Origin of the sequence: Halopseudomonas phragmitis (genome assembly GCF_002056295.1) — a bacterium.
Classification (GTDB): domain Bacteria; phylum Pseudomonadota; class Gammaproteobacteria; order Pseudomonadales; family Pseudomonadaceae; genus Halopseudomonas; species Halopseudomonas phragmitis.
On the sequence record NZ_CP020100.1, the window covers coordinates 1,136,081 to 1,149,147 of the forward strand.

Sequence of the window (13,067 nt, forward strand, 5' to 3'; positions counted from 1 at the left end):
GAGCTTGCGCCATTTTTGTTAACAAGAGGCTGGGGATGCAGGAATATCAGCGGGAATTCATTCGTTTTGCTCTGGATAAGCAGGTTCTGCGGTTTGGCGAGTTCACGCTGAAATCCGGGCGTAAAAGCCCTTACTTCTTCAACGCCGGGCTGTTCAATACCGGCGGCGCACTGGCCCGGCTCGGGCGCTTCTATGCCCAGGCTCTGGTTCACAGTGGCCTTGAAGCGGTCGATGTGATCTTTGGTCCTGCATACAAGGGCATTCCATTGGCGGCGGTAACCGCAGTATCGCTGGCCGAGAGCTTTGACCGTGATCTGCCTTACTGCTTCAACCGCAAGGAAGCCAAGGACCATGGCGAAGGCGGTACGCTGGTCGGGGCGCCACTGGAAGGCCGGGTGCTGATTATCGATGACGTGATCACTGCCGGCACTGCCGTGCGTGAGGTCATGCAGATTATCCAGGCAGCAGGTGCCACTCCGGCGGCCGTGATGATCGCGCTCAACCGTGAAGAGCGTGGCCAGGGCGAGTTGTCGGCGATTCAGGAAGTCGAGCGTGACTACGGCATTCCGGTCATCAGCATCGTCTCATTGAGTCAGGTCATGAGCTTCCTCGAAGAGGATGCCGAATTGCGCCACCATCTGCCGGCGGTCCAGGCCTACCGGGCCCAGTACGGTATTCAGGGCTGATGCTGGTAGCCTGACTAGAATAACAAGCGGGAGGCTTCATGCCGGGGAGGGCTATGATGCGAAGGCTGGGGGTTGCAATCGGGCTGATCGTAGCCGGGTTGTCGCTGGGGGTGCAGGCCGACCTGTATCGCTATACCGATGAGCGTGGCGTGACGGTGCTTGACAGTCGAGTGCCGCCGGAGGCAATTGGCCGCGGTTATGAGGTACTTGACCCCCAAGGGCGAGTCAAGGAAGTGATCCCTCCGGCCCCGACTCCGGAGGAGCTGGAGGCCCGGCGCGAAGCCGAGCGCCGGGCAGTAGCCGATGCCACGCTGTTGCGCCTGTACAGCAGCGTGGCGGATCTGGACCGAGCCCATGCCCGTCAGATCGAGCAGATCGACAACCAGATTCTCACGGCCCAGGGCAATCTTCAGCAACTGGCCAAACAGCGGGAAAACCTGCAGCAACGGGCGGCTGCCCAGGAGCGGGCCGGCCGGGCGGTGGATGCACGCATTCTGCAGGAGCTGGATGAGCTGGATTCCGAGCAGCGCAGGTTGAACCGGCTGATTGAGCGCTCACAGCGCGAGAAATCTGAGGTCAACAGCAGCTTCGAGCAGCGCCGTCTGCGTCTGAGTACGCTGCTGGGTGATTGAGGGCATTATTCGCCCTCAATCCGCTAGCCTTCTGGTGTGCACCGTTCGAATTCACGTACCGCCGCACGGAAAGCCTCCGGAATCCGGGTCGGCTGGCGGCTACTCTGGTCGGCATGCACATAGACGATCTCGCCGTTGACCAGCAGTTCATCATCGCGATAGATCCCGATCAGAAACTGCATGCTGGAGTTGCCCAGCTTGGCAATTCGTACATGCACATCCAACTGCTCGTCGAAACGAGCCGGTGAGCGGTATTCGAGCAGGGTGCGCACGGCGAAGAAGTCGGCGCCCTTGACCCCGGTTTCGGCGCTGTAGGCCTGGCCCAGTTCACGGAAATACTCGGTAATGCCAACATCGGCATAGGTCAGGTAGTGCCCATTGAAGACGATACCCTGCAAATCGGCCTCGGCCCAGCGCACCCGCAAGCGGTGGCTGAAACGGAAATCGCTCTTGTGCATGCTCAGCGAACCTTCTGCTGGTTGGTGATCAGGGTGCCGACCCCGGTATCGGTGAACAGCTCCAGCAGCACCGCGTTGGGTACCCGGCCGTCAACGATGATGGCGCTGCCAACCCCACCCTGCACCGCATCCAGGGCGCAGCGGATTTTCGGCAGCATGCCGCCGTAAATGGTGCCGTCAGCGATCAGTGCATCGACCTGGGCAGTGGTCAGCCCGGTCAGCACCTTGCCTTCCTTGTCCATCAGCCCGGCGATGTTGGTCAGCAGCATCAGCTTCTCGGCACCCAGTGCTTCAGCGACCTTGCCGGCTACCAGATCGGCATTGATGTTGTAGGAAGCGCCGTCCTCACCCACCCCGATCGGAGCGATGACCGGAATGTAGTCGTCCGAGACCAGCCGGTTGATCAGGTGGGCGTTGACACTGGCGACTTCGCCGACATGACCGATGTCGATGATTTCCGGCTTGTCCATGCCCGGCGTGTGGCGGCTGACCTTGAGCTTGCGGGCCTTGATCAGGCCTGCGTCCTTGCCGGTCAGACCGATGGCACTGCCGCCATGCTGGTTGATCAGGTTGACGATGTCCTTGTTGACCTGGCCGCCCAGTACCATCTCCACCACGTCCATGGTCTGGCTGTCGGTTACCCGCATGCCTTCGATGAACTGGCTTTCGATGTTCAGGCGCTTGAGCAGGTCGCCGATCTGCGGGCCGCCGCCGTGAACCACCACCGGATTGATGCCGACGGTCTTCATCAGTACCACGTCGCGGGCGAAGCTGTTCTTCAACTCCTCGTTTTCCATGGCGTTGCCGCCGTACTTGATAACGATGGTCTTGCCGGTGAAGCGCTGAATATAGGGCAGAGCTTCGGTCAGTACCCGGGATACCTGGGCGGCGGCGTCGCGACTCAACATGATGCTTGGATGTCTCCTGTATTCAGAACGTCGGTTCAAGATCGGGGGCCACGGCGGCCAACTGCTCACGGAACAACTGTCTTACCCGCTCAAGTGCTTCGGGCTGCTCGGCCTCGAACCGCAAGACCAGCGCCGGCGTGGTGTTGGAGGCGCGGATCAGGCCCCAGCTGTCGGGATAGTCGACCCGGATCCCGTCCAGACTGGTGATCTTGGCCTGGGCACCCCAGTCAGCCTGGTTCCGCAGGGCCTCGACCAGCTCAAACTTGCGCGCTTCGCCAACCGTCAGGGTCAGCTCCGGGGTGCTCAGTCCGGCCGGATAGCGAGCCAGCAGGGCATCGCTGTCGCCCGGCTGCAAGGACAGTAACTCAAGTACCCGGCTAGCGCTATACAGCCCGTCGTCGAAGCCGAACCAGCGCTCCTTGAAGAAGATATGGCCGCTCATTTCGCCGCCGAGCAGAGCCCCGGTTTCCTGCATTTTGGCCTTGATCAGCGAGTGCCCGGACTTCCACATGACCGGCCGGCCGCCAGCGCGGCTGATCAACGCCGGCAGGCGGCGGCTGCACTTGACGTCAAAGATGATGTCCGCACCCGGGTGGCGAGTCACAATATCTTCGGCCAGCAGCATCAGCAGGCGGTCGGGATAGACGATCTGACCGCTGCTGGTGACTACGCCCAGACGGTCGCCATCGCCGTCGAAGGCCAGCCCGATATCGGCCTGATGGGTCTGCACGGCGCTGATCAGATCCTGCAAATTGTCTGGCTGGCCGGGATCGGGATGATGATTGGGGAAGTTGCCGTCAACCTCGCAATACAGCGGGATCACACTGCAGCCCAGGGCCTCGAACAATTGCTGGGCGATGACCCCGGCAACGCCGTTGCCACAATCAATGACCACCTGCAGGGGGCGGGCCAGGATCACATCGTCGGTGATCTGGCGCAGATAGGCGTCCAGCAAATTGAGTTCGCGGCGGCTGCCGGCCCCCTGGCGCAGACTGTTCTGACGCAGCCGCTGATGCAGGCCCTGAATTCGTTCACCGGACAGGGTCTGGCCAGCGATCACCACTTTCAGGCCGTTGTACTCTGGTGGGTTGTGGCTGCCGGTCAGCATCACGCCGGAGCTGGCTTCGCTGGTGTGGGTGGCGTAATACAGCACGGGCGTCGGCACCATACCGATGTCGGTGACGTGACAGCCGCTGTCGACCAGCCCGCGGATCAGGCTTTCCAGCAGTGCCGGGCCGGACAGCCGGCCGTCACGGGCGACTGCGACCTTGGCCTCGCCGTGCTCCAGTGACTCGCTGCCAATGGCCCGGCCGAGCCAGTACAGGCTCTCTTCGGTCAGGCTCTGGCCAACCACGCCACGGATATCGTAGGCGCGAAAGATTTCCGCCGGCAATGCCGGAGCGCCCGACGTTTGGCTCGGTTCGGGCGTACTGCTGACGCCCATGCCGAACGGGTCTTCGTCATCAACAATATCGATGTCGAGGATGTCAGTGTTCTGGAACAGCGGATTGATCAGGTTTTCGTCGCTCTTGCCCGGTGCCGCGGGCACAGATTCGCGCGCGGGGTTGGGGCCGGGGCTCTGGCCGCTGCGCTTGGCCAGCTGGCTAATGTGCTGAGCCAGCGTTTCCAGTTGTGGCAGGCGCAGGCCGGCAGCCTTGTGGCCGAAGGTCAGCTGGCTGAGAGTCTGGCTATCGGCTTGCAGGCGGCTACTCCAGTTGCGCTGCAACAGCAGCAGACCGGCCAGGCTACCCAGCAGGGCCAGTCCGGCAGCCAGCAGCACCAGTAGAGGATTGCTCGGGCTCTTGATCAGTGCCGGGCCGGGAGTGAACTCCAGGCGCCAGGCTGGGTTGTTGGTTGGCAGGCTGAGTGGCCGGGCGCTGGCCTGGCCACGCTGCCACAGCACCTGCTCGGGCGCGGCGCTGAACTGCTGGATCAACCGCAGTTGGCCGACCTCGGGCGGGAGCGCAGGCAGATTGTCGAGCAGCCGGTTGAGTTCGAACACCACCATCAGGCTCCCGCCGATGCGGGCGTTGCCGGAGGCGCGCAATGGTTTGGCGGTATACAGTCGCCAGTCGTTGCCGACCCGGTGAGCCTCCGGCGCAACAGGCTGGTCGCGCTCGGCGCGGCGCAGCATGTCGAGCGCGGCGAAGCTCAGCGGCGCTTGCGCATCATCGCGCATGGATGCCCCACCGGGGGCATGGATATAGACCGCCAGGCTGTCGGCAAAGTGGTAGCGCAGGGTCCGTTGCAGGGCCGCGTTGCCACCCTGTTGTACCGCGACTTGCAACTGGGGGTTGGCGGCCATCTGGGTCAGGTCGGCATCCAGCTGCGCCAGGGCCTGGTTCAGCGCACTTTGCTGCTGGCTGGCGTAGGCCTGGGTCAGATCCTGCTGATAGCGCCGCTCAGTGTCGCTGATCAGCGCTTGCCAGCAGAGCACGGCGGCCAGCAAAATCCCACCGATGGTCAGCAGCAGGGGCAGCAACAGCCCGGAAAACTGCGAAACCCGGGGCGCAGAGGCAGGCTTGTTGTTCATCGCGGTGGGGCTCCATGCTCGTTTTTATGTATTGGCGTCAGTGGCTCAGTTGCTTCCGGTGTGGCCAAACCCGCCGGCCCCGCGCTGGCTGTCATCGAAACTGTCGACGATCTCAAGTTTAGCCTGCAGTACCGGTACCAGCACCAGTTGAGCGATCCGCTCGCCCGGCTCGATGCTGAAGGTCTGGTGACCACGATTCCAGCACGACACCATCAGTTGGCCCTGGTAGTCGGAGTCGATCAGGCCGACCAGATTGCCCAGCACGATGCCATGTTTGTGGCCCAACCCTGAGCGCGGCAGGATCATTGCGGCCAGACCCGGATCGGCAATATGGATGGCCAGCCCGGTGGGCAGCAGCTCGGTCTGCCCGGGTTCCAGAGTCAGGGGCGCGTCGAGCATGGCCCGCAGGTCCATACCGGCCGAACCTTCAGTGGCATAGTGCGGCAGGGGCCATTGTTGACCTAAACGCGGGTCGAGAATCCGGGCTTGCAGGGCGTGCATGGGTACTCCTCAGTCTGGGCTGCCGGGCAGGTGCTCGGCGATAAAGGTGATGATTTGGCGGGCCAGCTTGGCTTTGCTGGCGTGGGGCAGAGCATGTTGCTGCAACTGCCGGTCGATCAGGGTGACCGCGTTGTCATCGCTGTTGAAGCCGATGCCAGGCTGGCTGACGTCATTGGCGATGATCAGGTCGAGATTCTTGCGCTGTAGCTTGCCGGCGGCGTAGTTGAGTACATCGTCGGTCTCGGCGGCGAAACCGACACACCAGCGCGGGCGCTGGTCGTGGTCAGCCAGCGTGGCGAGGATGTCAGGATTGCGCACCAGCGTCAGGGTCAGGCCATCTTCGCAGCCAGGGTCTTTCTTGAGCTTGTTGTCGGCACATTCGGTGGGCCGGTAGTCGGCCACCGCCGCCGAAGCAATGAACAGATCGGCCGGCAGCGCCGCTTCGCAGGCGGCCAGCATGTCGCGGGCACTGACCACATCAACGCGCTTGACCCGAGCCGGGGTCGGCAGGTTGACCGGGCCAGCGACCAGGGTCACCCGGGCGCCAGCTTCGACGGCGGCTTCGGCCAGGGCGAAGCCCATTTTGCCCGAGCTGTAGTTTGAGAGGTAACGCACCGGGTCCAGCGCCTCACGGGTTGGCCCTGCGTTGATCAAGACGTGCCGGCCGCTGAGCAGCCCGCGTTCAAAACAGTCGGCGGCCTGGGCGGCGATATCGGCCGGCTCCAGCATTCGCCCTGGGCCGATGTCGCCACAGGCCTGCTCGCCTGCGCCAGGGCCGATGACCTTGATGCCACGGGCCAGCAAGGTGTCGAGGTTGGCCTGAGTGGCCGGGTCGCGCCACATGGCCTGATTCATTGCCGGGGCAACGGCAACCTGGGCGTCGGTGGCCAGCACCAGGGTGGTCAGCAGGTCATCGCCCCGGCCCTGGGCCAGGCGCGCCATCAGATCGGCGGTAGCCGGCGCAATCAGCACCAGATCGGCCCAACGGGCCAGCTCGATATGGCCCATGGCGGCTTCGGCCGCTGGATCAAGCAGTTCGCCGTGCACCGGGTTGCCGGACAGCGCCTGCAGGGTCAGTGGCGTAATGAACTCGCGGGCGCCGCGGGTCATCACCACCCGCACCTCGGCCCCGGCATCACGCAACCGCCGTACCAGCTCGGCACTTTTATAGGCGGCAATGCCGCCGCTGATGCCCAGAACCACCTGTTTGTTGACCAACCGCTGCATGCTCGACTCCCGGCCAGAAACTGATGGCTAAGATATCACAGGGGCCCAGACTGTGCGCTGGTACCCGGTCACAGGCTGACAAAGCTGATAGCCTGTGGCCATTGAGGCGCACAGGGGGTGCGCCAACCGGGCAGGGAGCCTGAATCATGCCAATCACTGACTGGCCGCTGGCCGAGCGGCCACGGGAAAAGCTGCTTAATCAGGGCGCTGCGGCGCTGTCCGACGCCGAGCTGCTGGCAATCTTTCTGCGTACCGGGCTGCCTGGGCGTAGCGCGGTTGATCTGGCGCGCGATCTGCTCAGCGCCTTCGGTAGCCTGCGGGCCCTGCTGCAGGCCGATCTCAAGGGCTTTTGTGTGCATGCCGGGCTGGGGCCAGCCAAGTACGTGCAGTTGCAGGCTGTGATGGAAATGGCCCGCCGGCACTTATACGAAGAACTGCAGCGTGGTGACGCACTGACCTCGCCGGGCGCGGTGCGACGTTACCTGAAAAGCCGCCTGGCGGCCTTGCCTCACGAAGTGTTTGCCTGCCTGTTCCTGGACAACCAGCACCGGGTGATTGCCTTCGAGGAGTTGTTCCGCGGCACCTTGGACAGCGCCAGTGTTTATCCCCGCGAGGTGCTCAAGCGGGCGCTGGCCCACAACGCCGCTGCGTTGATTCTGACCCATAACCATCCGTCGGGTGTGAGCGAGCCGAGCCAGGCTGATGTGCAACTGACCCGGCGCCTGCGCGAAGCGCTGGGACTGGTGGATATCAGGGTGCTCGACCATCTGGTGGTGGGCGATGGCGAGCCGCTGTCACTGGCTGAACGCGGGTTGATGTAAGTGAAAAATCATTGCTTGTGGGGGCCGGTTTTGGTATAAAGCTCCGCTCTTCTCGGGGCTGCGCCTGTAACTGTGCATTTTTATTACGGGTTTGGCGTGATCGGTTGCCCCGGCTGGACAACAGATTCTTTTAGGCTTCCAACCAGTTAGGGTTGGGTAAGTGGTTGGAGAGGGTTAACCATGTCTCGAGTATGTCAGGTAACCGGCAAAGGGCCGGCCGTCGGGAACAATGTTTCCCACGCGAACAACAAGACCAAGCGTCGTTTTCTGCCGAACCTGCAGTATCATCGCTTCTGGGTTGAGTCGGAAAAGCGTTTCGTGCGTCTGCGCACTTCTGCCAAAGGCATGCGCATTATCGACAAGCGTGGTATCGATGTCGTTCTGGCCGAAATCCGCGGTCGCGGCGAAAAAGTTTAAGGAGCATCATCATGCGTGAATTGATTCGTTTGGTGTCTTCTGCCGGTACTGGTCACTTCTACACTACCGACAAGAACAAGCGCACTACTCCCGACAAGATCGAAATCAAGAAATTCGATCCGGTTGTGCGCAAGCACGTGATGTATAAGGAAGCCAAGATCAAATAAGATCTTTGCGACCTGACAAAAAAACCCGCCTCGGCGGGTTTTTTTGTGGCTTGTGGCATGTGAGGCGCTTAGCGTTCCCCGTCACCGCCCAAGGCAAAGTTCGGCATGCTGTTGACCGGCTGGGCGAACTCGAAGGGAATCGACACGGTATTCAGGCCGACATTCTTCTGCACCACGAAGTGCAGATGCGGGCCGGTACTGTTGCCGGTGTTGCCAGACTGGGCAATCTGGGTTCCGGCCCGCACCCACTGGCCTTCCTGTACCGCCACCGAATGGCGCTTGAGGTGCAGGTAAACGCTCATGGTGCCGTCGGCATGCAGCAGCCGGACGAAGTTGCCGGCCGGGTTGTTGCCACGCCCGCTTTGATTATTCTCGATCTTTATCACCATGCCGTCGCGGGCGGCCAGAATAGGCGTGCCCTCGGGCATGGCGATATCGATGGCGTAGCGGCCTTTGGGGCCGGTATGGCTGTAGCGCCCGCCGGGGCCCTGGGTCATGCGGAACGGGCCACCGCGCCAGGGCAGGGGGTAATGGCTCAGGCTGTGCTCGGCCCGTGGATCGCCAATGGCGTGGCGCAGGCGGTACTGGTAACGCGGTGTACCGGTTCCAGTGGGAGCCAGGGTTACCAGGCGGATCTGCTGGCGCGGCGGCAGCACCCAGCGTACCGGTTGCTCGGGCGCGCCGCTGAGGTGCTGTACTGAGTGGACTTCCAGCTCGATCTCGACCGGCGCATACAGGTCATTGTGGACGATCAGGGTTTCGCCGCCGGCGTGCTTGTGACTACGCACGTAAACCTGCTTGTCGAAGGTTTCAACCATGCGGTCACGGAATACAAAGACCTGGGCGCCAGGAGTAGCCCGGTCGGTATAGGTGACTACACCGTTTTCATCGGTGTACTTGTAGATGGTCGACGCCAGCCCACACGGGCTGCCGGCCAACAGGGCCAGGCCCAGAACCCAGGTACGCATCCAATGCCAAACCTTCATGCTCACCGGAACTTGATTTTTTGGGGTGCGCCGCAGGTCCCGGTTAGCCGCGGCGCAGCCTTATTTATTGTGCTGGCGCAGGCTGCAGCGAGTAGGTTCGCAGAGTGGCGGCGAATTCCTGCAATGCCTTGATGCCGCTGGCTTCGGCCTGCTGGCACCAGTCGCGCAGCGCCTGCAGCATGTCGTGCCCGTTGGCGCTGGTGCGCCCCCAGATCTGTTGCAGCGCCAGGCGCTTCTCGTAAATGACCTTAAGCGCCTGACTGTGATCAAGCATCCGCTCAATGCGCTCTTGCTGCTGGTTGCCCAGCAGGCTGGTTTCCCGGCTGAGAAGCTTCTTGGCGCGGCGGAACAGATGGCGCACCGAGGCATCGACCCGGTCCAGCTCCTGCTGGACCAGCGGCTTGATCACCAGCTTGCGATACTGCGCCATGATCTGGAAGCGGTTGTTGAGAATCGCCATGGCGGTGTCCATGTCCAGGGTCTTCTTGCCCTCGACCCGATGGGCGATCGGCGCGGTGCGGCGGACTTTGGCCAGCCGGAACAGGCTGAACAGGCGAATCCACATCCAGCCCAGATCGAACTCCCATTTCTTGACCGACAGCTTGGCCGAGTTCGGGTAGGTGTGGTGGTTGTTGTGCAGCTCCTCACCGCCGATCAGAATGCCCCAGGGCAGAATATTGGTGGCGGCGTCCTTGCACTCGAAGTTGCGGTACCCCACGGCATGGCCAAGGCCGTTGACCACGCCAGCAGCCAGTACCGGAATCCACAGCATCTGGATGGCCCACACGGTGATGCCCAGGACCCCGAACAGGGCCAGGTCGATCAGGGCCATCAGGGTTACCCCAGCAATCGGGAAGCGGCTGTAGACGTTGCGCTCCATCCAGTCATCTGGGCAGTTCTTGCCGTAGATGCGTAGGGTGTCTTCGTTTTTGGCCTCGGCCATGTACAATTCGGCGCCTTTGCGCAGCACAGTCCACAGCCCTTTGTGTACCGGGCTGTGCGGATCGTCAGGGGTTTCGCACTTGGCGTGGTGTTTGCGGTGAATCGCGGTCCACTCGCGGGTGTTCATGCTGGTGGTCAGCCACAGCCAGAAACGGAAGAAGTGTTGCAGGGCCGGATGCAGCTCCAGCGAGCGATGGGCCGAATAGCGATGCAGGTAAACCGTGACACTGACGATGGTGATATGCGTCAGGACCAGGGTAATCAGCACCAGTTGCCAGACCGAAAGATCGAGAAGACCGTTGTACCACATAGAGCAGTTGAACCTCAGTAAGGTAGGGAGCCTAGTTGCCTCGATTATGGACCAACAATATGGCAATTGACATGACCGTGGGTCGAGTCGTGGCCAACTGCTATAGTGGATCAACGACCGTACAGGAAGGTTCGGCCACATGACCTCAACGCGCAGCGCCTGGCATATTACCCTGATCTATCTGGGCGTTTCCGTGCTGTGGATCCTGTTTAGCGATCAGGCTTTGGTGATACTTGGCCTGGACGAACAGACTCAACAGCGCCTGCAAACCTACAAGGGACTGGTGTTCGTCAGCTTCACCGCGACGCTGATTTTCTTCGTCGTGCGTGGCCACTTGCGCCGCCTACAGCAGCAGGGCCGGGCTCTGCTGCGTAGCGAAGAGCGCTTCGATCTGGCGCTCAGTGGCTCCAATGACGGGGTCTGGGACTGGGACTTCGAGATCGGGCAGGGGTTCTTTTCCAGTCGCTGCAAGGCCATCATCGGTTACCCAGTCGATGCCCAGCTCGATGTGCGCCAGGCATGGCTCAAGCGCCTGCACCCCAGTGACCGCAAGGCCGCCCTGACAGCCCTGCGTGAGCACCTGCTGGGGGACACACCCCGTTACAATCACACGCACCGCATTCGTCATGGCGAAGGCCACTTCATCTGGATTCAAGCCAGCGGCCGGGCAATCAGGGATGAGCGCGGCCTGCCACAGCGGATTGTCGGCATCGTGCGCGACGTCTCCGAGCTCAAGAACAATGAAGAGCGCCTGCGTCAGGCCGCAGTGGTGTTCGACAATACCAAGGAAGGGGTGGTCGTCACTGACGCCCACAACCGCATCCTCAACGTCAATCATGCCTTCTGCCGGATCACCGGCTACAGCCGGGATCAGGTGCTGGGCCAAAACCCCGGGCTGCTCAAGTCGGGTTGGCACAATGACAGCTTCTATCAGGAAATGTGGACCCAGCTGCAAGCGACCGGCAGTTGGCAGGGCGAGATCTGGAACCGACGCAAGAACAGCGAGATCTACCCCCAGTGGCAGACCATCAACGCCGTCTATGACAGCGACGGCCGGCTGACTCATTACGTGGCGGTATTCGCCGACCTCAGTCAGCTCAAACGCTCGCAACAGGAAATCGACTTCCTCGCCCACCACGATCCACTGACCCGGTTGCCCAACCGCCTGCTGATCATGGAGCGTCTGAACAATGCGGTACTGCGGGCACGCCGGCACAACCACCGGCTGGGCCTGATCTCGATTGACCTGGACCGGTTCAAGAACGTCAACGACAGTCTTGGCCACAGCGCCGGTGATGAACTGCTACGTATCGCCGCCGAGCGGATGACCGCACTGTGCCGTGAAGAGGATACCCTGGCGCGTCTGGGCGGCGACGAGTTTGTCATGCTGGTGGATCAGCTTGAGCAGGTTGAGGAACTGGCGGTGATCGCCCAGCGCATACAGCAGGCCTATACCCGGCCGTTCGACATAGCCGGCCAGCGCATCCACATCAGCGTCAGTCTTGGCCTCAGCGTATTCCCCGATGACTGCCAGGACGCTGGCGACCTGCTCAAGAATGCCGATACCGCCGTCAGTCAGGCCAAGAACAGCGGGCGCAACAGTTACGCCTTCTACACCCAGGCCCTGACCGAGCGGGCTCGCCGCCAGCTAGCGCTGGAATCGAACCTGCATCAGGCTCTGGCCCAGCAGCAGTTGCGGGTCTATTACCAGCCCCTGATTGAACTGCACAGCGGGCGGCTAAGTGGTTTTGAGGCGCTGGTGCGCTGGCAGCATCCGGAGCTGGGCATGGTCGCCCCCGATGAGTTCTTGCCCGTCGCCCAGCGTGCCGGACTTATGGGCCTGATCGATGAATATGTACTCAGCCAGGCCTGCCGGCAAATGCGCACCTGGCTGGATGCCGGCTACCAACTGGGCACCATGGCGGTCAACATGTCCGGCTACTGGCTAGAACGTGGTCAGGTACTGGGCAGTGTCGAACAGGCCCTGCACGAGGCCGGCCTGGCGGCCGATTACCTGGAGCTTGAAGTGACTGAAAGCGAAATCATGCAGCATGGCGAACAGTGTATTGAGCTGCTCGATGCATTGCGCCAGCGCGGCGTGCGGCTGTCGATCGACGACTTCGGTACCGGTTATTCCTCACTGCTGCGGCTCAAGCGCCTGCCGGTCAACAAGCTCAAGATCGACCGTGGCTTCATCGTCGACTTGCCCGGCGACAGCAACGACAGCGCCATCGCCCGCGCCATCATCGCCCTGGCCCAAAGCCTGCAACTGCAGGTCACCGCCGAAGGCATCGAAACCGAAGCCCAGCAAACACTACTGCGCGAACTGGGCTGCGACATCGGCCAAGGCTACTTCTTCAGCCGGCCCCTGCCGGCCCAGCAACTGCAAGGACTGTTGCAGGGGACGCGTATCGAGGCATAGAAAAAAATCAGGCCATGCGACATGGATTGTCGCATGGTATGGCTAGCCTGTTTCTTG

13 protein-coding genes are annotated in these 13,067 nt (G+C 62.0%); 6 read left to right on the forward strand and 7 right to left on the reverse strand.

The window, feature by feature from the left end; genetic code table 11:
* The first annotated feature begins 35 nt into the window (after positions 1-35).
* Together pyrE and BVH74_RS05300 are read left to right on the forward strand one after the other, a co-directional pair.
* Positions 36-686 (forward strand): orotate phosphoribosyltransferase, encoded by a 651-nt coding sequence (gene pyrE / locus BVH74_RS05295; RefSeq protein WP_080049058.1) that lies wholly within the window; start codon positions 36-38, stop codon positions 684-686.
* Positions 687-739: 53 nt separating this feature from the next.
* Positions 740-1,318, forward strand: coding sequence for a DUF4124 domain-containing protein (locus BVH74_RS05300; RefSeq protein ID WP_231705571.1), 579 nt, complete (start codon positions 740-742; stop codon positions 1,316-1,318).
* 23 nt (positions 1,319-1,341) lie between these two features.
* Here the strand turns inward: BVH74_RS05300 and BVH74_RS05305 are convergent, their stop codons facing one another.
* The 5 genes from BVH74_RS05305 to coaBC are packed head-to-tail and all read right to left on the reverse strand — an operon-like array spanning position 1,342 to position 6,945.
* On the reverse strand, positions 1,342-1,776 hold the full coding sequence (locus BVH74_RS05305) for an acyl-CoA thioesterase (RefSeq protein WP_080049060.1): 435 nt from the start codon (positions 1,774-1,776) through the stop codon (positions 1,342-1,344).
* Positions 1,777-1,778: 2 nt separating this feature from the next.
* Positions 1,779-2,687, reverse strand: coding sequence for an acetylglutamate kinase (gene argB, locus BVH74_RS05310; protein WP_080051631.1), 909 nt, complete (start codon positions 2,685-2,687; stop codon positions 1,779-1,781).
* Between the two features lie 19 nt (positions 2,688-2,706).
* Positions 2,707-5,217 (reverse strand): phosphomannomutase/phosphoglucomutase, encoded by a 2,511-nt coding sequence (locus BVH74_RS19040; protein WP_080049061.1) that lies wholly within the window; start codon positions 5,215-5,217, stop codon positions 2,707-2,709.
* Positions 5,218-5,262: 45 nt separating this feature from the next.
* A complete protein-coding gene (dut, locus tag BVH74_RS05320) occupies positions 5,263-5,718 on the reverse strand; it encodes a dUTP diphosphatase (protein WP_080049062.1) in 456 nt (151 codons plus the stop codon).
* Between the two features lie 9 nt (positions 5,719-5,727).
* Positions 5,728-6,945, reverse strand: coding sequence for a bifunctional phosphopantothenoylcysteine decarboxylase/phosphopantothenate--cysteine ligase CoaBC (coaBC, locus tag BVH74_RS05325; RefSeq protein WP_080049063.1), 1,218 nt, complete (start codon positions 6,943-6,945; stop codon positions 5,728-5,730).
* A 146-nt stretch (positions 6,946-7,091) separates the two neighbouring features.
* Between coaBC and radC the strand changes: the two genes are divergently transcribed.
* From radC to rpmG, 3 genes are all read left to right on the forward strand, one after another.
* A complete protein-coding gene (gene radC, locus BVH74_RS05330; RefSeq protein ID WP_080049064.1) occupies positions 7,092-7,766 on the forward strand; it encodes a RadC family protein in 675 nt (224 codons plus the stop codon).
* Between the two features lie 180 nt (positions 7,767-7,946).
* Positions 7,947-8,183, forward strand: a complete 237-nt coding sequence (rpmB, locus tag BVH74_RS05335) for a 50S ribosomal protein L28 (RefSeq protein WP_080049065.1) — start codon at positions 7,947-7,949, stop codon at positions 8,181-8,183.
* 11 nt (positions 8,184-8,194) lie between these two features.
* A complete protein-coding gene (rpmG, locus tag BVH74_RS05340; protein WP_003464575.1) occupies positions 8,195-8,350 on the forward strand; it encodes a 50S ribosomal protein L33 in 156 nt (51 codons plus the stop codon).
* Positions 8,351-8,418: 68 nt separating this feature from the next.
* On the opposite strand, the gene BVH74_RS05345 is transcribed toward rpmG, so the two are convergent.
* Positions 8,419-9,318 carry a peptidoglycan DD-metalloendopeptidase family protein gene (locus BVH74_RS05345; RefSeq protein WP_080049066.1) on the reverse strand — a complete coding sequence of 300 codons (900 nt, stop codon included), beginning with the start codon at positions 9,316-9,318 and terminating at the stop codon, positions 8,419-8,421.
* A gap of 82 nt (positions 9,319-9,400) precedes the next feature.
* A complete protein-coding gene (gene desA, locus BVH74_RS05350) occupies positions 9,401-10,588 on the reverse strand; it encodes a delta-9 fatty acid desaturase DesA (RefSeq protein WP_080049067.1) in 1,188 nt (395 codons plus the stop codon).
* 139 nt (positions 10,589-10,727) lie between these two features.
* On the opposite strand from desA, the gene BVH74_RS05355 reads away from it, so the two are divergent.
* A complete protein-coding gene (locus tag BVH74_RS05355; protein ID WP_080049068.1) occupies positions 10,728-13,010 on the forward strand; it encodes a putative bifunctional diguanylate cyclase/phosphodiesterase in 2,283 nt (760 codons plus the stop codon).
* The last annotated feature ends 57 nt before the right edge of the window (positions 13,011-13,067 follow it).